Below are 20,117 nucleotides of genomic sequence, written 5' to 3'. Positions count from 1 at the left end.
TCATCGCCCCTGATCCCACCGGTACGGCGCGAGTAGCGGATTCACCCCGGTGTACGGGCTGGGCAGCTGGCCGATGGTGCGGCCCCACTGCATCTCCAGCTCGGTGAGGTCACCCTCCCAGCGGGTGCCGGTGAACAGACCCTGGTCGACGCGGCTCAGGGTCAGGTCGACCACCAGCGTCAGGTTGGCGTAGTCACCGCGCATCCAGTTGGTGATGGTTTCCTTCGGGAAGGGGTAGGTCGTCAGGAAGCTCAGCCCGCGGGTCAGCGCCGGGCCGGCGTTGGCCAGCTGTTCCAGGGTGGGGCCGAGCGCTTTGAGCTCGGCGACAAGCGCTTCCCTGGTCTGGCTCGTCGCGTCGGCGGCCAGCGCACTGAACTTGCCGAGCTGGGCGAGCGCCTCGGCCAGGATCTCGCGCTGATCGGCGAGCACCTCGAGAGCATCCGGGATCGTCTTCAATGCCTTGTCCACCACCGGCTTCTGCTCGGCGACCTGACCGACCAGAGAGTTCAGGCTCTCGGCCGCGGCGATGATGTCGTCCTTCTGATCGTTGTTGTAGGCGATGAAAAGGTCGAGCTGTTCGATCAAGCTGCGCAGGTCGGCCTCACGGCCGGTGAACGCGGTGCTGAGCGCGGTGGTGATGTCTTGGACCTGGCCGACGCCACCGCCGTTGAGCAGCAACGAGATCGCAGCAAGGGTCTGCTCGGTGGTCGGGAAGCTACCGCTGGACTCCAGCGGGATCAGCGCTCCCGCCTTCAGCCTGCCTTCGGGTGCGGTGGCGGTGGGCGGCGCCAGTTCAATGTGCTGCGATCCGAGCAGGCTGGTCTGGCCAAGAGTCGCGGTTGCGTTGGCGGGTAGCACGACGTTCTCGTTGAGGCTCATGGTGACCAGCGCGTTCCAACCCTGCCGCTCGATCTTCGTCACGTTGCCGACGGTCACATCGTCGACGCGCACCCGCGAGTTCGGCGACAGGTGATCGACATCGGGCATCTGCGCCTGGATGGTGTAGGCCCCAGGCCCGACGCCCTCGACACCGGGCAGGGCCACCGAGTTCAGGCCCTTCCACTGGCATCCGGTGGCGGCGGCAGCGACGACGAGCACCGCGCCGGCGACCCGAACAGCTGTCCTCATGATCCGGGTCCCGTCGGCACCATCAGCCCGGGCAGGCCGTCGGCCGGATTGGTCGCCATCGCCTCGGCGGCCAGCGGCGGGCCACCCGGAACCGGTGCGCCCCCGACCGGCGGCGGCGCAGCGGGTGCCGGGCCCGGCGGCGGGATGTAGTCCGGGCGCATCCAATCCTCGCTGTAGGTGATCTCATTCGGGCGAGCCTGGGTACCGACCGCGAGGTTCTGGCCGATCGGCAGGAAGTTGTACTGGCGGTTCTTGATGATCGGCGCCAGGTACTGCACGCAGAGCTTCGAGGACTGCTCGGCGCCCAGTCGCGAGGCCGCCTGTACCGCACCGCACAGGAAGCTGATCGGATTGGCGAAGTTGTTGATCACCGGCACGCTCGACACCGCGCCCTGCGCCGGCTGATAGATGTTGATGTAGTTCTGGAATGCGGTCGGCGCCACGTGCAGGAACTGCTTGACGTCGCCGAGGCTGTCGTTGAGGGCCTGGGTGACCCCGGCCAGCCGATCCGATGTGGTGCCCAGACTTTCGCGGTTCTCGGCGACGAAGTTCTGCACCAGGCCGACGGTGTCGGCCAGGTCCTGCACCGCGGCGCCCACCTCGTCGGGATTGTCGGCCAGCGTGCCCGTCACCGAGGCCAGGTTCTGGTTGAGCTGGCGCATCACGTCGGTGCTGTCCCGCAACGCCGACACCAGGATCGACAGGTTCTTCACCGTGGCGAACACATCGGTGCTGTGATCACCGACGGCCGAAATCGCCTGGGACAGCTTGACCAGCGTGGCGCGGATGTCCGCCCCCTGGCCGCGCAGGTTGTCCGCGGTGGTGTTGATGAACGCGCCCAGCTCGCTCACCCCGCCGGGCTCGGTGGGCTGCAGGGTCTCGGTGATGCGGTGCAGCTGTTCACGGACATCGTCGTACTCGACGGGCACCACGGTGCGGCTCTGCTCGATGACGGCGTCATTCTCCAGCACCGGGCCCTCGGAGTAGGCCGGGGTCAGCTGGATTGCCCTGGAGGTCACCAGCATCGGCGACAGGATCGCCGCGTTGACGTCGGCGGGCACCTTGTGGCGGGCGTCGTACCAGAACGAGATCTTCACCCGTTCGGGCTCCGGCTCGATCTTGTCGATCTGGCCGACCGGCACGCCGAGAATCACGACGTCGTCGCCCACGAAGATGCCGTTGCTGCTGTCGAAGTACGCGACCACGTTGACACGGTTGATGGTGTCACTGACCTTGATCACCACGAACACGCCGGCGGCCAGCAGGGCGACCAGCGCCACCGCCAGGAACGTCCGCGTGCGCGGCTTGGAAGGCGTTGCCATCAGCCAACTCCCGGTTCTGCGCCGGATCCGGCACCGTGCGGCGCGGGCTCACCGGGGGCGGGCACGTTCACCGGGCCCGGAGGCGTCGGGGTCGACGCGATCCCCGGCGGGGCCACCGCGGGCGGTCCCGGCGGCGGTCCGCCCGGCGGCGGGGCCGGGATCGGCTCGCGGTACGGGTAGCAACCGGTCGGGCCGGGCAGCGGGATCCCGGGCGGGCCGCAGCCCAGATCGCCGGGGTTGCCGGTGATGGCGTCGGGCAGGGTCAGTCGCGGATCGCCGCCCTGTCCGGTACGCGGGAACGGCACCGGCATGGCCGGGGTGCCGGCCTGACCGACCTGCGCATCGGTGCGCTCCGAGGGCAGCAGCACATTGGGGTCCAGACCCAGATCGGAGAACGCGGCGTCGACGAACGGCTGCACGAACTGTCCCGGGAGCAGGTTGGCGACATAGGACTTGAAGAACGGTCCGCCCGACACCGACTCCCCCAGTGACATGGCGTAGTCACCGATGAGCTTCAGCGACTTCTGCAGCCGTTCCTTGCGGTTGTCCAGGATGGTCAGCACACCGTTGAGCTTGTCGATCGCCGGCTTCAGGGTCTCGTCGTTCTCGGCGATGAAGCCCTGCAACTGGCGGCTCAGCGCGGAGATGTTGCCCGAGATCGCGTCCAGGGCAGCGCTTTGCGCCTGCAGCTCGGCCAGTAGTGCATTGCTGTTGCGGACCAGCCCGACAATCTGGTCGCTGCGCTCGGCGAGCACCGTGGTGGCCTTGTTGGCGTTGCCCAGCAGTCCCCGTAATTCGGCGTCACGCTCGTTGAGGGTCTCGGAGAACCGGGACACACCTTCGATGGCGACCCTCAGCTCCGGCGGGGTGTCGGCGAAGGTTTCCGAGAGCACCCGCAGTGAGTCCGACAGCTGGTTGGTGTTCAGTCCGCTGATGGTCGCGGACAGGTCACCGAGCGCGTCGGGCAGTTGGTAGGCCGGCGTCGTGCGATCCAGCGGGATGGTGCCATCCTGCCAGCCGTCACCGCGCGGGGTGACCTCAAGGTATTTGGTGCCCAGCAGGCTCTTGGTCTTGACCGCGGCCTCACTGCGATCCCCGATCCGCACGTCGCCGTCGATCTTGAACTTGACCAGCACCTGCCGGCCGTCCAGCTCCACACCGGAGACGCTGCCGACCCGCATACCGGAGACCTGCACGGTCGCGCCGTCGCGGATGCCGCTGGCTTCCGCGAAATAGGCGGAGTAGTCCTTGCCCTGGCTCAGGAACGGCAGCTTGTCGTAGTTCAGCGCGCCCAGCACGATCGCCGCGATGATCGCGAGACCGACTGCGCCGACGATGAACTGGTTACGTTCTGCGAAAGACTTCATCGCGGGGTGCACCTCCCGCTGTTCTGCCCGGCCGCCTTCACGTACACGGGCTGACCGCCCTTGCCGTTGAGCTTGAGGACGATGTCGCACAGGTAGAAGCTGAAGAAGTCACCGTAGATGCCTTGTCGCGCCAATGCCTGATACGCATCGGGCAGGGTGTTGATCAGGTTGTCGAAGTACTCGTGATCGGCGACCACGATGCCGGCAGCGCGGTCAGTCTCCTGGACGGTCTTCGCCAGCGGCGGCCGGGCCTGTTGCAGCAGATCGGCGATACTGCCCGCCGCTTCGCTGACATAGGCGACGCCGTTGGCGATATCGGTGCGGCGTGCGGCCAGCCCGTCGATCAATTCCGAAAGTCCGTCAACGGCTTTGGCGAACTGCTCGTTCTGGTCGCCGAGCGAACCCAGCACGGTGTTCAGGTTGACGATGACCTCACCGATGAGCTGGTCGCGGTCGGCCAGGGTGTTGGTCAGTGCCGCGGTCTGGGTGAGGAAGGACCCGATGGTGGCGCCCTGGCCCTGCAGCGCGCTGATCAGCTGGCCCGACAGCGCGTTGATCTGATCGGGCTCCAGCGCCTTGAACAGGGGGCGGAAACCACCGATCAGCGCGTCGAGGTCCAGCGGAGGTGCGGTGCGGGACAACGGGATCGTGGACCCGGGCTGCAGGCGCGAGGTGTCGCCGGTGCCTTCCTGCAGGCCGAGATAGCGGCCGCCGATCAGATCGTCGTATCGGATCACCGCGCGGGTGCCTTCGGTGAGCACCACGGATTGATCGGCGGTGAAGTTGACCAGGACGGTGCCGTCGTCGCGGATCTTCATATCGCCGACCTTGCCGACCTCGACACCGGCGATGCGGACGAAGTCGCCGGGCTCCATGCCGCCGACGTTGGTGAATTCGGCGCGGTAGCCCTGTTCCGTCTCACCGAACCGCAGCTGGGAGAAGATCGCGAACAGCCCGAAGACACCCAGCAGACACACTGCCAGGAAGATGGTGAGCCGCCAGATGGCGCCCCCCAGATTGTCTTTCATGGCTGTTCGCTTCTCCTTCTCGGTATCGGATCTCGGACGTTACGGGCCGGGTGCGGCGGGCACCGGCAACGGCTGCGGCGGCAACGGTGTCGGCTGCACGCCGGGCGCGGTGACCACGAAGGGTTCCGAGCCGGGTGTCGCACCCGGGTCACGCGGTGCTCCGGGCGGCGGCGCCGGCGGCAGGCCGGGCCACAACGGGGTGCCGTCGGGCGCGTACAGCTGGGCACCGTAGGCGGGGGCGCCCGGGTACGGGATGGGGCCGATTGCCGGGCCACCGAAGGTGTTCCGGATGCTCGGGGGCTCCGGGACGGCCCGGGTGACGGGCAGCCAGTTGCCGTAGGCCGGGAAGGCGATGCCCGGGTTGGGCCGCCAGTCGACACCGGTGCCGAAGCCCGTGTTGGTGATCAGCTGGCGCACCGGCCAGTTGTCGTCGACGCTCGGAAGCGAACCGCAGCCCGGCTTTCCGCCCGGCCCGCCCTTGGCGCCGACGATCGGCAGGTTCTGCGGGTAGCGGTACGGGTCATCGCCGAGCATCAGGCTGGTGTCCAGGATGAACGACTTGCCGTTACCGCCGGTGGCGTCGTAGCCGCCGTGGTCCAGCAGGTACTTGGCCCCGGTGAGCAGGCAGGTGTAGGACGGGCTGTATTTGAGCAGCAGGTCGGTGGTGGGCTGCAGGGTGTTGACGGCCTTGATCAGGTTGGCGTTGTTGGGCGCCAGCAGCTCGATTCCCTTGTTTGACAGGCCGGTTGTGGCCAGCAGCAGCGCGTCGAGTTGCCGGGAATTCTCGGTCACGGTGGTCGCGGTGGTGCTGGCGGCATCCAGGGTGGCCAGGATGCCCTGGGCGGCGTCGCTGTAGGCGTCGCTGAAGCCCTTCAGTGCCTGCCAGTCCGCGCGGATGGTGTCGGCGCGCGGGTTCAGCGCCAGCAGAACCTGATTGGCGTCGGTGGTGGCCTGCCCGATGACCTCACCGCGGCCGCGGACGCCCTCGGCGAGTGCGGACAGCGTGGCGTTCAGCTTCGCGGTGTCGACCTGTTCGAGCACACCCACGAGGTTCTCGAAGACGGTGTTGACCTCGGTGGTGACATTGAGCGATTCGAGCACCTGGCCGGATTTCAGCCGCTCGGCGCTCGGGCTGTCCGGGTAGACGAGGTCGACGAACTTGGCGCCGAAGATCGTGGTGGCACGGATCCGGGCTTCGACATTGGCCGGGATGAAACGGATCTGGTCGGGGTCGATGTCGAGGCGCAGTTTGACCGGGGAGGCGGCCTCGGAGTCGCCGCCGCTGATCGCGACGACCCGGCCGACCTGGACGCCGCGCATCTTCACCTTGGCGTTGGTCTCCATCACCAGACCGGACCGGTCCGCGGTGAGGGTGACCGGGACGGTGCTGCGCAGCGAACCGGTGAACAGTGAGTACGACAGCCAGATGGCGGCGATGACGAACACCACCAGCAGCAGGGTCCACCACCCTGGTGCGATACCGCCCCGTTTCGATGTGTCCATGTCAGCCGGCCAGATTGAAGTTGCCCGATTGCCCGTACACGGCAAGGGAAATCATCACCACGACGAACGCCGAGATGACCAATGAGGTGCGCACCGCGCGACCGACGGCCTCGCCGACGCCTGCCGGTCCCCCGCTGGCGGTGAAGCCGTAGTAGGTGTGCACGAGCATGATGACGATCGCCATCGCGATCGACTGGACGAACGACCAGATGAGATCGATCGGGTTGAGGAACGTGTCGAAGTAGTGGTCATAGACGCCGCTGGACTGCCCGTAGATCACGGTGGTGCCGATCTTGGCCGCGTAGAACGACATCAGCACACCCACGCAGTACAGCGGGATGACCACGATGACGCCGGCGACGACGCGACTCGAGGCCAGATAGGCGATGCTGCGGATGCCGATGACCTCGAGAGCGTCGATCTCCTCGTTGATGCGCATGGCGCCGAGTTGGGCGGTGGCGCCGGCACCGATGGTCGCCGACAGCGCGATCGCGGTGGTGGCGGGCGCGATGAGCCGCACGTTGAAGAAGGCCGACGCGAAACCGGTGAGGGCTTCGACGCCGATCTCGGAGAACTGGTTGTACCCCTGCACCGCGACCAGCGCACCGGTACTGACGGTCAGGAATCCGACGATGGCGACGGTGCCGCCGATGATGGCCAAAGCACCGGTGCCGAGACCCATCTGGGCGATCAGCCGGACCAGTTCCTTGGGATACCGGACGAATACGTCGCCGATGGACAGCAGGGTGCGCCCGAAGAACTGGGTCTGCACGCCGACCTGGTTCCAGCTGTCGGCAACGCTGCCGACGCCCCGCCGCAGGCGGTGTCCCATCACGCTCGTCACATCGTCGCCCTCACGCCGACGGCGGTCGCGACCACGTTGATGGCGAACAGCGCCATGAAGGTGAAGACGACGGTCTCGTTCACCGCGTTACCGACACCGGCCGGTCCGCCGCCGACCGAAATGCCCTTGTAGCAGGCGATCAGTCCGGCGGTCAGACCGAAAAGAGCGGCCTTGACCAGCGCGATCATGACATCGGAGGGCCCGGTGATGAGCGTCAGGCCCGCGACGAACGCGCCCGGCGAGACGTGCTGGACGTAGACACAGAACAGGTAGGCGCCGGTGAGCCCGACAAGTACCACGGTGGCCGACAGCGCCAGCGATACCGTGGTCGCGGCCAGCACCCGCGGAATGACCAATGCCTGAATCGGATTCACGCCCATCACCCGCAGGGCGTCGAGTTCCTCGCGGATCGTCCTGGCGCCCAGGTCGGCACACATCGCGGTCGCGCCCGCACCGGCGATCACCAAAACGGTGACGATCGGCCCGATCTGGGTGACGGTACCCAGTGCGGCACCGGTGCCGGAGAAGTCCGCGGCACCGAACTCGGTCAGCAGAATGTTGAAGGTGAACGTGAGCAGCACCGTGTACGGGATGGTCAGCATCAGCGTCGGCAGCAAGGAAACCCGGGCCACGAACCAGGACTGAAGGATGTACTCGCGCCAGGCGAAGGGGGGCCGGAACATCAGCAGGAAGACGTCCAGCGTCATCGAGAAGAAGCCGCCGAAGGCGCGCACGGGCCGGGAAACGACACTCGGGATGGAGTCTTGCACAGCCATCAGCGAACCGATCTCGCCCTGTGCGACATCCGCTTACCCATGAAGTCCCTTCGACGGTGCCGGCTCATCCGAACACGATATGACCACAGGCGCCGCCATGGATGCGGAAGAACGTACATAACGATTCTCACAGCGACAACACCGACCACCTGGTTGGGTGACTCAAGTTACCGTCCAGTAGTCTGCGTCACACTTTGCCGACAACCCCCAGCGCACGCAGCGTGAATCCCTCGACACGGGCCCGGGACAGCGGAATTTGTGCCGGATCGAAGATCCTTGCCGAGGTCAGCTCCCGGCTCACCAGCGCCGCGATCGCGATGGCATCCGATTCGGGCTCCGCCAGCGGGAACGCTCCCTCGGCATGACCGCTGCGCAGAATGGTTGCCAGCGAGCCCTCACGGCGGGCCCGCGACAGTTCGCGCGCCTCCCGGTAGCCCTTGGCCGAACGCATCTCGTCGCAGTCCAGCACGGCGAGATAGCGGTGCAGATCGGCGTCGCTGGCCAGCGTGAACATCTGGTCCAGCCAGGCGCGGAGCTGATCCACCGGATCCGGGGACGCGGTACCGGCGATCTCGTCGAGAAGCACCGCCAGCCGCTCGGTCACCTGTTCCAGCATCGCCAGGAAGAGCTCGTCCTTGGACTGAAAGTGCCGGTAGAAGGCTCGGCTGGAGACCTCGGCCCGCGCCAGGATCGCCGAGACGTGCACCGGACCCTCATGCGGTTCGGACAGACAGTCGAAGGTCGCCTCCATGATGCGGTCGCGCTCCACGGCGCTGGATCCCGCTGATGGCACTGACTGCACGGCTTCCAAGTCTAGTGACTTGTGCACCCCTGACCCCACACCAGTTGGGGTCGGCAGGTCAGTAACGTGAGCGCCAGGCCGGCGAGAGGATGTCCGTGAGCGTGGCAAACAGCGCACCCCAGACCGTATCGTTCCGCGGCGTCGACGACCTCACGTTGGTCGCCGACGAATGGAACCGGGACACCGTGACAGCGGACTCGGGCCCGACCGTGCTGATGCTGCACGGCGGCGGGCAGAACCGGCATTCCTGGAAGAACACCGGCCAGATCCTCGCCGACCGCGGGATGCACGTCGTCGCGCTGGACAGCCGCGGTCACGGTGACAGCGACCGCTCCCCGACCGCCAGCTATGACGTCGAGACGCTCAGCTCCGACATCCTGCAGGTGCTCTACCAGATCGGCAGGCCCGTGGCCCTGGTCGGCGCCAGCATGGGTGGGTTGACCGGCATCCAGGCCGCCCATGAGGCGGGCCCGGAACTGGTGACCAAGCTGGTCCTGGTCGATGTGGTGCCACGGTTCGAGAAGGACGGCAGCGCCCGCATCCGCGATTTCATGTTCAACCACATCCACGGCTTCGATTCGCTCGAGCAGGCTGCCGACGCCATCGCCGCGTACCTGCCGCACCGCCCGAAACCCCGCAGCACCGAAGGCCTGAAGAAGAACCTCCGGCTGCGCGACGGCCGCTGGTACTGGCATTGGGATCCGGCGTTTCTCACCAAGCCGGGAGATGACCCGTTCGCCCGGGCCGACAAGCTGGAGGCGGCCGCGACCAACCTGTCGGTGCCGATCCTGCTGATCCGCGGCAAGCTGTCCGACGTGGTGTCCGAGGAAGGCGTGCGCGACTTTCTACAGAAGGTCCCCGCGGCCGAATTCGTCGAACTGTCCGAGGCAGGCCACACCGCCGCAGGTGACGACAACGACGCCTTCACCGAGATCGTCGTGAGGTTCATCGGCAAGTGAACGACGTGGCAGGCTTCAACTTCCTTGAGCAGCCGGCCCTCCCGGCACCCCAGGTCACCGAGCAGCAGGCCGCCGACCTGCTGGCCGGCCGGTACGGCTCCCGCGGCGAGGTGAAATCCCTGGGCAGTCAGCAGGACTGCAACTTCCTGGTGTCCGAGGGCGGCACCGCGGTGGCGGTGCTCAAGATCGCCAACCCGGCATTCACCGAGACCGAACTGGCCGCCCAGGACGCCGCGGCCGAGCTGATCGCGCGCACCCACCCCGACCTGCGGGTCGCCACACCTCTGCGGACCGCCGACGGGCAACCACCGGGCACCGTGCGGCTGCTGCCCTACCTGGCCGGCGGAACCCTCAGTGAGCGTGGCTATCTGACCCCATCCATCGTCGCAGGTATGGGTGAACTCGCCGCCCGGGTGAGCCGCGCCCTCGACGGGTTCAGCCACCCCGGTCTGGACCGGATCCTGCAATGGGACCTGCGCTACGGCAACGACGTCGTCGAACAACTGATCGCGCACGTGCCGCGACAACGCGACGAGATCCTGGCCGCCGCCCGCGAGGCGTGGTCGTGGATCGCGACCCACGCCGACGACCTGCCACGCCAAGCGGTGCATCTGGACCTGACCGACGCGAACGTCGTGGCCGGGCCGTCAGGTCTACCGGACGGCATCATCGATTTCGGCGATCTGTCGCACACCTGGGCGGTCTCCGAACTGGCCATCACGCTGTCCTCCGTGCTCGGCCACCCCGGCAGCGATCCGACGTCGATCCTGCCCGGTGTCAAGGCATTCCACGCGGTGCGCCCGCTGCGCCCGGCCGAGGCCGAGGTGCTGTGGCCGCTGCTGGTGCTGCGCACCGCGGTGCTCATTGTCAGCGGTGCCCAGCAGGGCGCACTCGACCCGGACAACGCCTACATCGTCGAACAGTCCGATGACGAGTGGCTGATGTTCGACCAGGCCACCTCCGTACCGATGGAGGTGATGTCGGCGTTGATCGCCGCCGAACTCGGATTGGCACCGGCCACCCCCGAGGTGCCGATCGAGAACCGGTTGATCTCCGACCTGGAGCCGGAATCCGTTTTCACACTCGACCTTTCGGACACCTTGGACGACGAGGACGAGCTCGCGGCCGCGGCGCTGCGCGCCGGCGCCGGGCTGGTGCTCACCCGGTTCGGCCGACCACGACTGAACCGCGCTCCCCTGCTCTCCCAGCGCAGCCCCGACGTCGTCGAGACCGGTATCGGGTTGTGGCCGGCCGTCACCACCCGGGTGCTGGCCCCGTGGGACGGGGAGGTGGTGGAGCGTTCCGATGACCGGATCACGTTGCGGGGGCTGGACTTCGAGCTGACCCTCACCGGCGTCGAATCCAGCACCGCACCCGGCCACGTGCACGCCGGCGAACATCTCGGGGTGATCGGGCAGGGCCGCTGGACCCGATTGGCGGTGCGCCCGGCCGGCGCCCCGGCGGCACCGGAGTTCACCGCGGCCGAGCTCGCACCCGGATGGTTGGCGTTATCCCGCGATCCGCGAACGGTTCTGGGCCTCGAACCGCTCACCGACGATCTGCAGCGCGATCTGCTGGAGCGCCGCGATGACAGCTTCGCCAAGGTGCAGGAGCGCTACTACCGCAATCCCCCGCAGATCGAACGCGGACACCGGCACTATCTGATGTCGACGACCGGTCGCGTCTACCTCGACATGGTCAACAACGTCACGGTGCTCGGACATGCCCATCCCCGGGTCGCCGACGCGGCGTCGGCGCAGCTTCGCCGACTCAACACCAATTCACGGTTCAACTATTCAGCGGTGGTGGAGTTCAGCGAGCGGATCGCCGCGACACTGCCGGACCCGCTGGACACCGTCTTCCTGGTGAATTCCGGTTCGGAGGCAAGCGATCTCGCGATCCGGCTGGCCACCGCGGTGACCGGGCGCCGCGATGTCATCGCCGTGCGCGAGGCCTATCACGGGTGGACCTACGCCACCGACGCGGTGTCCACGTCCACAGCGGACAATCCGAACGCGCTGGCCACCCGCCCGGACTGGGTGCACACCGTGGAGTCGCCGAACAGCTTCCGCGGCAAATACCGCGGCCACGAGGCGCATCGCTACGCAGGCGACGCCGTCGCGCAGATCGAGGCGATGACCGCGCAGGGGCGCCCGCCGGCGGCGTTCATCTGTGAACCGGTGTACGGCAATGCCGGAGGCATGGCGCTGCCGGACGGATACCTGCACCAGGTGTACGAGGCGGTACGTGCGGCCGGCGGGGTGGCGATCGCCGATGAGGTGCAGGTCGGTTACGGACGCCTGGGGCACTGGTTCTGGGGGTTCCCGCAGCAGCACGTGGTGCCCGACATCGTGTCGGTCGCCAAGGCCACCGGCAACGGCTATCCCCTGGGCGCGGTGATCACCACCCGCGCGATCGCCGATGCGTTCCGCTCGCAGGGGTATTTCTTCTCCTCCACCGGCGGCAGCCCGCTGTCCTGCGCCATCGGGCTGACGGTGCTCGACGTGCTGCACGACGAGGGTCTGCAGGACAACGCGCTACGGGTCGGTGAGCACCTGAAGTCCCGGCTGCTGGCATTGCGCGACAAGCACCCGATCGTGGGCACCGTGCACGGGATGGGGCTCTACCTAGGGGTGGAGATGATCCGCGATGCCACGACGCTGGAGCCCGCCGCCGCGGAGACGATGGCGATCTGCGAGCGCATGCTGGAGCTCGGCGTGATCATCCAGCCCACCGGAGATCACCAGAACATCCTGAAGACCAAGCCCCCGTTGTGCATTGACATCGCGGGCGCGGACTTCTACGCCGACACCCTCGACCGGGTGCTCACTGAGGGCTGGTAGACCCGTTCGCCTGATCCAGGCGCTGGTGCAGCCGGGCCCGGATGTCGTCGGGGGTGTACGCCTTTCGGATGCGCTGATCCCGTGCGACCAGCGCACCGCCGGCCACGACCCCGGCGACACCAGCGAGCCCGATCCACTTCCAGATGCCCTTCATAGGCGAGATTCTGCCTAAGCTGCGGTCGTGAACGCGAATACGGTGTCCCTGTCACGGGCGCTCGAGGAGACCCGGACGGGCGATATCTGGCTGTTTCGCGGCGGCTCGGGCCCTGACCGGGCGATTCAGGCCCTGACGAATGCGCCGGTCAACCACGTCGGCATGACGGTCGCGATCGACGACCTGCCGCCGCTGATCTGGCATGCCGAACTCGGCCAGAAGTTGCTCGACCTGTGGACCGGCACCCATCACCGCGGCGTCCAGCTCAACGACGCCCGCGAGGTGGTGGAGCGCTGGGTGCATGAATACGGCCAGAAGGCCTGGCTGCGTCAGCTCACCCCGCCCGCCTCTCGCGAGCAGGAAGACCAGATGCTCAAGGTGGTGGCCCGGATGAACGGCACCGCCTTCCCGTCGACGGCCCGGCTGACCGGGCGCTGGCTGCGCGGACGGCTGCCCATCGTCAGCGATTTCACCCGCGGGCTGCCGATCATCCACCGCAAGGTTCGCGAATCCGCCGAGCGGGACAAGCGGCGCCGGCGATCCGAAGGCCTCGAGACCGCGTACTGCGCCGAGACGGTGGCCATCACCTACGAGGAGATGGCGCTGCTGAGCACCGAGAAACGAGAGAACTATTTCGACCCGGGCAAGTTCTGGAGCGGCGACAGCCTCTCGTTGGCGCCGGGGTACTCGTTGACCGATGAGATCGCGGTCATCGTCGATTCGGCACCGCCCGCTGCGGGCTGACCCTGGACCGACAAGGTCGAGTAGCGCACTACTCGATCCCGGCCGCGCCGGTGCGCGCACCGTGGAACCATGCCGTTCCGAACCCCATTGCACTACGTCGATCCGCACAAGGAGCGCGGTCTGATGTACCGGGCCAATGTCTGGTTCGGGCGGAGCCGGCTGGGGCGTACCTACGGGCTGCGGCTCGGATCCGCGATCGATCCCTTGCTGTTTCGCGCCACCGGTGGTCGCTACCCGGGGAAGATCGGGTGGATCGCCACCGCCCCGCTGGTGACGACCGGCGCGAAGTCAGGGCAACCACGACAGGTGCAGCTCACCTATTTCCACGACGGATCCGACCCCATCGTGATCGCCTCCAACGGAGGCGGAGTCACGCACCCGGCGTGGGCCTACAACCTGCGGGCTCAGCCCGAGTGCGAATTCGGCGACGAGGAATTCTGCGCCATCGAGGTCACCGATCCGGATGAGTACGCCCGCCTGTATGCCCTGGCCGAGAAGGTGTTTGCCGGCTACACCGAGTACCTCGTCAAGACGGCGGCCATCGGCCGCCGGATACCGATGTTCCGGCTGACCCGCGGTCAGTGATCGACGCCGCCCTCAGCGCGTGACCACCACGCATGGATGCGGCGCGCGAAGGCGATCTCCGCCGACTCACTGCCCGCAGCGAGGCCGTAATGGCTTTCCAGACGCCGGACAAGACGCGCGCTCAGCTCGTCGGGACCGGCGCCGCTCTCCAGCCACTCCCGGATGGGTTCGACGAGGTCGTCGTACTCCTCATCGTCTCGCGGACGGTCGTCCCATTGATACACACCGAGCACGTCCCACTCCTGCAACAGGTCGGCGAGCGCGAGGTTTCGCTCGTCGAATTCATCGCGCCGCCTCACCGCCTGGACCCTACGGCCCGCCCGAGTGTGGGCGCCACGAAATAAAAGCTCGCCGATCCCGTGCGCAGCACCCACACTCGACGGATGGTCAACCGGTGGTCTGGCGTGACGATCGACTGTGTCGATCCGGCCCGCATGTCGCGTTTCTGGGGCCGGCTGCTCGGACTGGCGCCGACGACTGAGCACGGTGACGATGCCGGATGGGCGACTCTCGGATCTCGGTCAGGCCCTACGCCCCGGCTGACCTTCCAGCGGGTACCCGAGCCGAAGTCGACCAAGGCTCGTCTTCACCTCGACATCGAGGTGGACGATATCGACACCGGACGGGCGCAGGTGGAGAGCCTCGGCGGCCGGTGGACCGGCATGCGTCACGACTACGACGAGGGTGTCGTCCTGAACATGCTGGACCCGGAGGGACACGAGTTCTGCTTGGTCCAGTATCGCCAAACCGTCTGAACACTTTCTGTCCCATCACTATCGCCCCCCGCACCGATGTGACCTTCGGGAAACCAGTACTACCTGAAGTACTACGACTCAGGTGGTACTGCAGGCAGTATCACGTCAGCGAAAGTCATATCGCCCCGAAAACCGGCGATTCAACGGGCCGCGCTCGCGATCTGCTGGGCGACCTCGTCGGGCGTGCGGTGCGTGGTGTCGACCACCTCGGCCACGTCGTGCAGCCAGATGCGAGCCGCTTCCGCATAGGGCTGCAGGTGGTCCATCCGGAACGGTGATGGACCCATCACGGTGTCGCCTTCGATACGCGCGCGCAGGGTGTCAGGGTCAGCGTGAAGCACGAAGTGCCGCAGCGGGATCTCGTACTGCGCGAGGCCGGTGCTGATCTCAATCCAGTACGCCTCGATGAGGACAGTCATCGGTATCACCAGCGTTCCGCCGGTGTACTCGAGGACGCGGCGGGCTGTCTCCACCACGAGCGGACGCCACGGTGGCCAATGCTGGAAGTTGTCCGTCTCGGGCAGGCCAGGCACGAGGTTCATCAGCATTTCGCCGACCATCTCGGCGTCGAAAACACGTGAATTCGGCACCAGCGGCTGCACGAGCCGACTGGTCGTCGTCTTACCCACACCGTGCGTGCCGTTGAGCCACAAGATCACAGGTGCCAACGGTAGCTCCAGAATTCGGGCGCACCAGGAATGCACCGCCCGAAGACGGGTATCCGTTCGTATGGCCGTCTCAGTGGTGCACCCAGGAGCGCAGGACTTCATACCGCCGACCCGCGACCTCGGCACGCTGGCCGACGCGGCACGGGGATGCCGCGGATGCGAGTTGTACCGCGACGCCGATCAGACGGTGTTCGGTGCCGGCCCCTCGTCCGCGCGACTCGTCTTGGTGGGCGAGCAGCCAGGCGATCAGGAGGACCGCGCGGGCGAGCCGTTCGTCGGACCCGCCGGCCGCCTGCTGAATAAGGCACTGGTCGAAGCGGGCATCGACCGCGAACAGGTCTACGTGACCAACGCCGTCAAACACTTCAAGTTCACCCGCGCGCCGGGAACAAGCGCCGGATCCACAAGACGCCCAGCCGCACGGAGGTCGTCGCCTGCCGTCCGTGGCTGTTCGCCGAACTCGGCGTCATCGATCCCGACGTCGTGGTACTCCTCGGAGCCACTGCCGCAAAAGCATTGTTGGGTAACGACTTTCGACTTACCGCTCATCGCGGTGAGGTGTTGCACCCACCGGAAGACGAATTCGATGTCGTGGCCACCCCGCACCCATCATCAGTGTTGCGTGGGCCGGCCGACCGGCGTGACGCCGCGTTCGCCGATCTGGTGACCGATTTGCAGACCGCGGGCGGGCTGCTCGGGCGGCGCCGCTGATGACCGTGCGAATCGGCACGTCGGGATGGTCCTACGATCATTGGGACGGCGTGCTCTACCCGCCAGCGTTGCCGAAGTCCCGCAGGTTGGACGCCTACACGGCGGAGTTCGACACCGTGGAGCTGAATGCCAGCTTCTACCGCTGGCCCAAGCCCGCGACGTTCGCGCAGTGGCGCCAACGGTTGCCCGACGGTTTCAGGATGTCGGTGAAGGCGTCGCGAGGCCTGACCCACGCCCGACGGTTGAGCTCCCCCGAGCAGTGGATCGAGCGCATGACGGCCGGCTGGACCGAACTCGGTGATCGGCGGGCCGCCCTGCTGGTGCAGCTGCATCCGGCGCAGCAGCGCGACGACGAACGACTGGACCACTTCCTGAGCGCGATGCCGACAGAGATCCCCGTGGCCATGGAGCTGCGTCACCCGACCTGGGATGACCCGGCCGTCTACGAACTGTTGAGCCGGTACGGCGCCGCCTACGTCGTGATGAGCGGGCCCAACCTGCCGTGCGTCGTGACCGCCACCGCCGATCTGGTCTACCTGCGGCTGCACGGGCCCGGAGACGACGCGATGTACGCGGGGTCTTACGACACCTCGGAGCTGAGCCGGTGGGCCGGCCACCTCCGCGAGTGGGACGCCCAGGGCCGGGATGTGCTGGTGTACTTCAACAACGACCTCGGCGGGCACGCGGTGCGCAATGCGAGAGAGCTGAAGGCGATGGTCTTTTGACCGGTGGCTCGTCAGTCGAGGCAGAACTCGTTGCCCTCGGGGACACGCTGGAAGAACAGCCGCGGCCCGACCCCGTCCGGGTCGACGCAGGCGAACGCGGAATTCTGCCTATCGGCGGGCAGGGCCCGGTTGAACTCGTCCCAGTCCGCGAAACCCGGCGGCGGTGGTGGCACCACGTAACCGAGTGCCTCACACCAGAACCGAGCGACGCGCTCGGGTACCGCGCAATCGAAAGTGACCTGGAAATGTCGTGCCCCCGCCATGTCTTCACCATAGCGGCGTACGGTGCTGAGCATGCCGCTGCGCTACGTCGATCCCCAGAAGCCACGCGGTCGCGCGTACGAAAGAAGCGTGCGCTTCGGGCGTTCGCGAATAGGTCAGTTGGTCGCCCGCCATATCGCCCGCCGCACCGACCCGTACCTGTTCCGGCTGACCCGGGGCAGGATCAACATGGGCCCTATCATCAATGCGCCCCTTGTCACGACGGGCGCGAAGTCCGGGCAGCGGCGCCAGGTGCAGCTCACGTACTTCCACGATGGTCCGGACGTCGTCCTGCTGGCCTCGAACTACGGAGGCGCGAAGCATCCCCAGTGGTATCACAACCTGAAGGCGAATCCCGATTGCGAGTTCGGCATGGAGCGCTTTTCGGCGTCCGAGGTGACCGATCCCTACGAGTACACCCGGTTGTACGCACTCGCTGAGAAGGTGTACGCCGGCTATGACGATTACCGGGAAAAGACGGCTCCGGCCGGTCGGCAGATCCCCATCTTCCGGCTCGCACCGCGCTAGGCTCCGCCGACGTCACGAGAGCTCCGTTTGTAACCTGTCCAGATGGACGGGGCATTGGATGACGGACCTTTCTTCCACGGCACCAAGGCCCAACTGCGCGTGGGTGATCACCTCACCGCCGGTTTCCGCTCCAACTACCGGCCAGAGATCGTGATGAACCACATCTACTTCACCGCGTTGCGCGACGGCGCAGGACTGGCCGCCGAACTCGCGCCCGGCGACGGCATCCCGCGCGTGTACGCCGTGGAACCGACCGGCGAATTCGAGAACGATCCCAACGTCACCGACAAGAAATTCCCCGGCAATCCCACCCGGTCCTATCGCAGCAGGCATCCGCTCCGGATCGTCGCCGAGATCACCGATTGGACGCGACTCACCCCCGAAGCTCTCCCAGATGTGGCAGGACCGACTGGCCGCAATCGAGGCCGAGGGCCGGGGCGAGATCATCAACTAGTTCGGACTACGCGGTGACGAGGAGCTGCACCGCGACGCTCTTCCGTCGGACTCACGACGGCCGTCTCGACGCACGCCAAAAACGGGTAGATCGGCGTAGTTTGAGCTATGCCCAACGTCACGGCATCGGTCATCATCGCCCATCCCGCACACGTGGTCTGGGACTACATCATCCATCCGGACCACCTACCGCACGTCCTACCTGGGATCGTCTCCGTCGATGCAGGCAAGGAGCCGCCGTACGTTCCGGGCGATCTGTGGCATGGAGTGAGCCGGTCGTTCGGCATCACCAACGCGTGGACCGGCGTGTTCGCGAAGGTGGATGCACCCAAGATGATGGAGTTCCGCATCACGGAGTCCAGGTTTCCCGTCACCACCATCGACACCTTGGATGAGGTGCCGGGGGGCACTTGCTACACCTGCTACGTCACGGGCGAACCCGCACTCGGCGGATCTCTGGGCCGACTGGTCGATGTCCTGATGTCGAAAGCTATCAAGCGAGCGATGACGAAACACCAAGCGGGCCTTCCCGCGCACATCGACGCCTGGGCGCGGCAGAACGGCTGACCAGGGCTTCGACAAATCGATCAGCGCGCATCGTCCGGATGCGACTTCGCTTGGTGCGGAATACCGGTGAGCATGAATTCGGCACCGCGCCGGGGCGCCTCGACCAACATCGCGAATGGGATGGACCGCTTGGGGAACCGCACGTGTCGGCGACCCTTGAGGACGGCCTTGACGACCTCGTCGGCCACTCTTTCGCGGGGGGTGTCGACGGCAGCCCCGCAGCGATACGCGCGCCGAAACGACCTGGCGGTGGGCTCGTAGTTGTCAGCCTTGGCAAGCAGGTCGGTTGGGACAGGCCCCAACTCGACGAGTGTGGTGCCGATCGGCAGACCACGGAAATCTGTTCGCAGCCCAGCGGTGAAGTGCGACAGCGCCGCCTTCGACGCCGAGTAGGTGACGAGGCCGGGGACCAGCATGATGCCACTGAGCGAAGACACGTTGACGATGTGGCCGCCGCCGCGTCGAAGCATCCCGGGTATCGCCTGGCGGCAAAGTTCCGCCGGCGCCAGGTAGTTGACGTCGGTGACGCGGCGCAATTCATCGTCGGGTGCGTCGATGAAGCCGGCGGTACTTTCGATACCGGCGTTGTTGACCAAGACATCGACCGGGCCGCCGTCGTCTTCGATCCTCTGGATGAGGCCGGCAACCTGGGTCGAGTCAGCGAGATCTGCAGGGTGGACGGTGCCACCGAGCTCGGCCGCAAGCGACTCGAGAGAATCCCGGCTGCGAGCGACGAGCGCCACTCTTGCTCCGGCGCCGGCAAAGGCGTGCGCCAATGACTCGCCGATCCCCCGCGACGCCCCGGTGACCAGTACTCGTTTCCCCCGAAGTTCCATTTTCGGATCTTATGCAGCAAATATGCGATTGGCGGGTGTTCGAACGCTATTCGGTGTCAGCTGTACACCCAGCGATCTCGGGGCCCGCCGGCCCGGCATCAGCCTTGATCGTCAGACATTGAAACGGAACTCCATGCTGGGCGTTTATCGCAGTTGATGGCGTTGGCTTCGTTAAGTCTTGGCAGGTCAGAACGTTGGCGACGTTGGCTGTTGTTTACCGTGAATGAGGCTACTGCGGACGGACTGCGGACTCGGACTCTCGCCGGTATGGCCGGAGAGAGAGCGGGCGCTGGCCGTGCGAGGCATGGCAGTGCCCTCAGTGGGGCCACCCCCCACCCCGCTCGAATGTTGCTGACCTGTGGCGTGTTCAGTTACGCAGGACGCGCTGCCGATACAAAACGCTGGCGTTGAAATAGGTCAGATAGACAGCGGTGGCCGCCAAGGCGATTCGACGAGTACGAGAATCAAGCAGCGCAAGACCCAGTCCTGCTTCGATGCTGCCGTTGATCAGAACGTGAGCACGGATGTTGTCCTTGAACGCCGTTCGATTCACCGGTT

22 protein-coding genes and 2 pseudogenes are annotated in these 20,117 nt (G+C 66.6%); 10 read left to right on the top strand and 14 right to left on the bottom strand.

The window, feature by feature from the left end; translation table 11 throughout:
• From ASE48_RS03920 to ASE48_RS03885, 8 genes are all read right to left on the bottom strand, one after another.
• Window positions 1–1,128 (bottom strand): MCE family protein, encoded by a 1,128-nt coding sequence (locus ASE48_RS03920; protein ID WP_156409034.1) that lies wholly within the window; start codon window positions 1,126–1,128, stop codon window positions 1–3.
• Entirely contained in the window at window positions 1,125–2,450 is a 1,326-nt protein-coding gene (locus ASE48_RS03915) for an MCE family protein (protein ID WP_057165721.1), read from the bottom strand. Before ASE48_RS03915 ends, ASE48_RS03920 begins: the two co-directional genes overlap by 4 nt.
• A complete protein-coding gene (locus ASE48_RS03910; RefSeq protein WP_057165982.1) occupies window positions 2,450–3,817 on the bottom strand; it encodes a virulence factor Mce family protein in 1,368 nt (455 codons plus the stop codon). The genes ASE48_RS03915 and ASE48_RS03910 overlap by 1 nt, the downstream gene beginning before the upstream one ends.
• Complete coding sequence (locus ASE48_RS03905; protein WP_057165720.1) at window positions 3,814–4,845, bottom strand: virulence factor Mce family protein; 1,032 nt, start codon at window positions 4,843–4,845, stop codon at window positions 3,814–3,816. The genes ASE48_RS03910 and ASE48_RS03905 overlap by 4 nt, the downstream gene beginning before the upstream one ends.
• Before the next feature lie 39 nt (window positions 4,846–4,884).
• Window positions 4,885–6,348 (bottom strand): MCE family protein, encoded by a 1,464-nt coding sequence (locus tag ASE48_RS03900; RefSeq protein WP_057165719.1) that lies wholly within the window; start codon window positions 6,346–6,348, stop codon window positions 4,885–4,887.
• Between the two features lies 1 nt (window position 6,349).
• The gene (locus tag ASE48_RS03895) at window positions 6,350–7,180 is read right to left on the bottom strand and encodes an ABC transporter permease (RefSeq protein ID WP_057165718.1); all 831 of its coding nucleotides are present in this window, start codon (window positions 7,178–7,180) and stop codon (window positions 6,350–6,352) included.
• An 8-nt stretch (window positions 7,181–7,188) separates the two neighbouring features.
• The gene (locus ASE48_RS03890) at window positions 7,189–7,968 is read right to left on the bottom strand and encodes an MlaE family ABC transporter permease (RefSeq protein ID WP_082613989.1); all 780 of its coding nucleotides are present in this window, start codon (window positions 7,966–7,968) and stop codon (window positions 7,189–7,191) included.
• 187 nt (window positions 7,969–8,155) lie between these two features.
• The gene (locus tag ASE48_RS03885; RefSeq protein WP_235570768.1) at window positions 8,156–8,770 is read right to left on the bottom strand and encodes a TetR/AcrR family transcriptional regulator; all 615 of its coding nucleotides are present in this window, start codon (window positions 8,768–8,770) and stop codon (window positions 8,156–8,158) included.
• Between the two features lie 95 nt (window positions 8,771–8,865).
• On the opposite strand from ASE48_RS03885, the gene ASE48_RS03880 reads away from it, so the two are divergent.
• Both ASE48_RS03880 and ASE48_RS03875 read left to right on the top strand, forming a co-directional pair.
• Window positions 8,866–9,729, top strand: coding sequence for an alpha/beta fold hydrolase (locus tag ASE48_RS03880; RefSeq protein ID WP_057165979.1), 864 nt, complete (start codon window positions 8,866–8,868; stop codon window positions 9,727–9,729).
• Window positions 9,726–12,572: an aminotransferase gene (locus tag ASE48_RS03875; protein WP_057165717.1), complete on the top strand. Its 2,847-nt coding sequence runs from the start codon at window positions 9,726–9,728 to the stop codon at window positions 12,570–12,572. The genes ASE48_RS03880 and ASE48_RS03875 overlap by 4 nt, the downstream gene beginning before the upstream one ends.
• Here the strand turns inward: ASE48_RS03875 and ASE48_RS33065 are convergent.
• Window positions 12,556–12,726, bottom strand: coding sequence for a hypothetical protein (locus tag ASE48_RS33065; RefSeq protein WP_156409033.1), 171 nt, complete (start codon window positions 12,724–12,726; stop codon window positions 12,556–12,558). The genes ASE48_RS03875 and ASE48_RS33065 overlap by 17 nt on opposite strands.
• A 27-nt stretch (window positions 12,727–12,753) precedes the next feature.
• Here ASE48_RS33065 and ASE48_RS03870 point away from each other — a divergent pair, with 27 nt between their 5' ends.
• Together ASE48_RS03870 and ASE48_RS03865 are read left to right on the top strand one after the other, a co-directional pair.
• The gene (locus ASE48_RS03870) at window positions 12,754–13,470 is read left to right on the top strand and encodes a hypothetical protein (protein ID WP_057165716.1); all 717 of its coding nucleotides are present in this window, start codon (window positions 12,754–12,756) and stop codon (window positions 13,468–13,470) included.
• 69 nt (window positions 13,471–13,539) lie between these two features.
• Window positions 13,540–14,055, top strand: a complete 516-nt coding sequence (locus tag ASE48_RS03865) for a nitroreductase/quinone reductase family protein (protein ID WP_057165715.1) — start codon at window positions 13,540–13,542, stop codon at window positions 14,053–14,055.
• Here ASE48_RS03865 and ASE48_RS03860 read toward each other — a convergent pair.
• Window positions 14,049–14,354: a hypothetical protein gene (locus ASE48_RS03860; protein WP_156409032.1), complete on the bottom strand. Its 306-nt coding sequence runs from the start codon at window positions 14,352–14,354 to the stop codon at window positions 14,049–14,051. The two genes, ASE48_RS03865 and ASE48_RS03860, sit on opposite strands and share 7 nt — an antisense overlap.
• A 105-nt stretch (window positions 14,355–14,459) precedes the next feature.
• Here ASE48_RS03860 and ASE48_RS03855 point away from each other — a divergent pair, with 105 nt between their 5' ends.
• Window positions 14,460–14,810, top strand: a complete 351-nt coding sequence (locus ASE48_RS03855) for a VOC family protein (protein ID WP_235570767.1) — start codon at window positions 14,460–14,462, stop codon at window positions 14,808–14,810.
• 140 nt (window positions 14,811–14,950) lie between these two features.
• On the opposite strand, the gene ASE48_RS03850 is transcribed toward ASE48_RS03855, so the two are convergent.
• Entirely contained in the window at window positions 14,951–15,469 is a 519-nt protein-coding gene (locus ASE48_RS03850; protein WP_057165712.1) for a hypothetical protein, read from the bottom strand.
• Between the two features lie 70 nt (window positions 15,470–15,539).
• Between ASE48_RS03850 and ASE48_RS32035 the strand changes: the two are divergent.
• Window positions 15,540–16,189, top strand: a pseudogene (locus ASE48_RS32035) (UdgX family uracil-DNA binding protein).
• Window positions 16,189–16,914: a DUF72 domain-containing protein gene (locus tag ASE48_RS03835; RefSeq protein WP_057165709.1), complete on the top strand. Its 726-nt coding sequence runs from the start codon at window positions 16,189–16,191 to the stop codon at window positions 16,912–16,914. Before ASE48_RS32035 ends, ASE48_RS03835 begins: the two are co-directional and overlap by 1 nt.
• An 11-nt stretch (window positions 16,915–16,925) precedes the next feature.
• Here ASE48_RS03835 and ASE48_RS03830 read toward each other — a convergent pair whose 3' ends face one another.
• Window positions 16,926–17,177, bottom strand: coding sequence for a VOC family protein (locus ASE48_RS03830; protein WP_200962058.1), 252 nt, complete (start codon window positions 17,175–17,177; stop codon window positions 16,926–16,928).
• 31 nt (window positions 17,178–17,208) lie between these two features.
• Between ASE48_RS03830 and ASE48_RS03825 the strand changes: the two genes are divergently transcribed.
• The 3 genes and pseudogenes from ASE48_RS03825 to ASE48_RS03815 all read left to right on the top strand — a co-directional run bounded on the left by ASE48_RS03825 (window position 17,209) and on the right by ASE48_RS03815 (window position 18,723).
• Window positions 17,209–17,703 carry a nitroreductase/quinone reductase family protein gene (locus tag ASE48_RS03825; protein WP_057165708.1) on the top strand — a complete coding sequence of 165 codons (495 nt, stop codon included), beginning with the start codon at window positions 17,209–17,211 and terminating at the stop codon, window positions 17,701–17,703.
• Between the two features lie 42 nt (window positions 17,704–17,745).
• Window positions 17,746–18,157 (top strand): annotated as a pseudogene (gene arr / locus ASE48_RS03820) (NAD(+)--rifampin ADP-ribosyltransferase).
• 107 nt (window positions 18,158–18,264) lie between these two features.
• Window positions 18,265–18,723: an SRPBCC family protein gene (locus ASE48_RS03815; RefSeq protein ID WP_057165707.1), complete on the top strand. Its 459-nt coding sequence runs from the start codon at window positions 18,265–18,267 to the stop codon at window positions 18,721–18,723.
• Between the two features lie 20 nt (window positions 18,724–18,743).
• Here ASE48_RS03815 and ASE48_RS03810 read toward each other — a convergent pair whose 3' ends face one another.
• A complete protein-coding gene (locus tag ASE48_RS03810) occupies window positions 18,744–19,559 on the bottom strand; it encodes an SDR family NAD(P)-dependent oxidoreductase (protein ID WP_082613988.1) in 816 nt (271 codons plus the stop codon).
• Window positions 19,560–19,926: 367 nt separating this feature from the next.
• Window positions 19,927–20,112, bottom strand: a complete 186-nt coding sequence (locus tag ASE48_RS33320) for a hypothetical protein (RefSeq protein ID WP_235570765.1) — start codon at window positions 20,110–20,112, stop codon at window positions 19,927–19,929.
• Window positions 20,113–20,117: the final 5 nt, after the last annotated feature.

Source organism: Mycobacterium sp. Root265, from assembly GCF_001428895.1.
GTDB lineage: Bacteria > Actinomycetota > Actinomycetes > Mycobacteriales > Mycobacteriaceae > Mycobacterium.
This window is presented reverse-complemented; position numbering and strand designations above follow the sequence as displayed.

Excerpts from the sequence above, each read along its gene's own strand:
- ASE48_RS03920 (WP_156409034.1), bottom strand. The coding sequence starts at position 1,128 with ATGAGGACAGCTGTTCGGGTCGCCGGCGCGGTGCTCGTCGTCGCTGCC.
- ASE48_RS03915 (WP_057165721.1), bottom strand. The coding sequence starts at position 2,450 with ATGGCAACGCCTTCCAAGCCGCGCACGCGGACGTTCCTGGCGGTGGCG.
- ASE48_RS03910 (WP_057165982.1), bottom strand. The coding sequence starts at position 3,817 with ATGAAGTCTTTCGCAGAACGTAACCAGTTCATCGTCGGCGCAGTCGGT.
- ASE48_RS03905 (WP_057165720.1), bottom strand. The coding sequence starts at position 4,845 with ATGAAAGACAATCTGGGGGGCGCCATCTGGCGGCTCACCATCTTCCTG.
- ASE48_RS03900 (WP_057165719.1), bottom strand. The coding sequence starts at position 6,348 with ATGGACACATCGAAACGGGGCGGTATCGCACCAGGGTGGTGGACCCTG.
- ASE48_RS03895 (WP_057165718.1), bottom strand. The coding sequence starts at position 7,180 with ATGGGACACCGCCTGCGGCGGGGCGTCGGCAGCGTTGCCGACAGCTGG.
- ASE48_RS03890 (WP_082613989.1), bottom strand. The coding sequence starts at position 7,968 with ATGGCTGTGCAAGACTCCATCCCGAGTGTCGTTTCCCGGCCCGTGCGC.
- ASE48_RS33065 (WP_156409033.1), bottom strand. The coding sequence starts at position 12,726 with ATGAAGGGCATCTGGAAGTGGATCGGGCTCGCTGGTGTCGCCGGGGTC.
- ASE48_RS03865 (WP_057165715.1), top strand. The coding sequence starts at position 13,540 with ATGCCGTTCCGAACCCCATTGCACTACGTCGATCCGCACAAGGAGCGC.
- ASE48_RS03835 (WP_057165709.1), top strand. The coding sequence starts at position 16,189 with ATGACCGTGCGAATCGGCACGTCGGGATGGTCCTACGATCATTGGGAC.
- ASE48_RS03830 (WP_200962058.1), bottom strand. The coding sequence starts at position 17,177 with ATGGCGGGGGCACGACATTTCCAGGTCACTTTCGATTGCGCGGTACCC.
- ASE48_RS03825 (WP_057165708.1), top strand. The coding sequence starts at position 17,209 with ATGCCGCTGCGCTACGTCGATCCCCAGAAGCCACGCGGTCGCGCGTAC.
- ASE48_RS03815 (WP_057165707.1), top strand. The coding sequence starts at position 18,265 with ATGCCCAACGTCACGGCATCGGTCATCATCGCCCATCCCGCACACGTG.
- ASE48_RS03810 (WP_082613988.1), bottom strand. The coding sequence starts at position 19,559 with ATGGAACTTCGGGGGAAACGAGTACTGGTCACCGGGGCGTCGCGGGGG.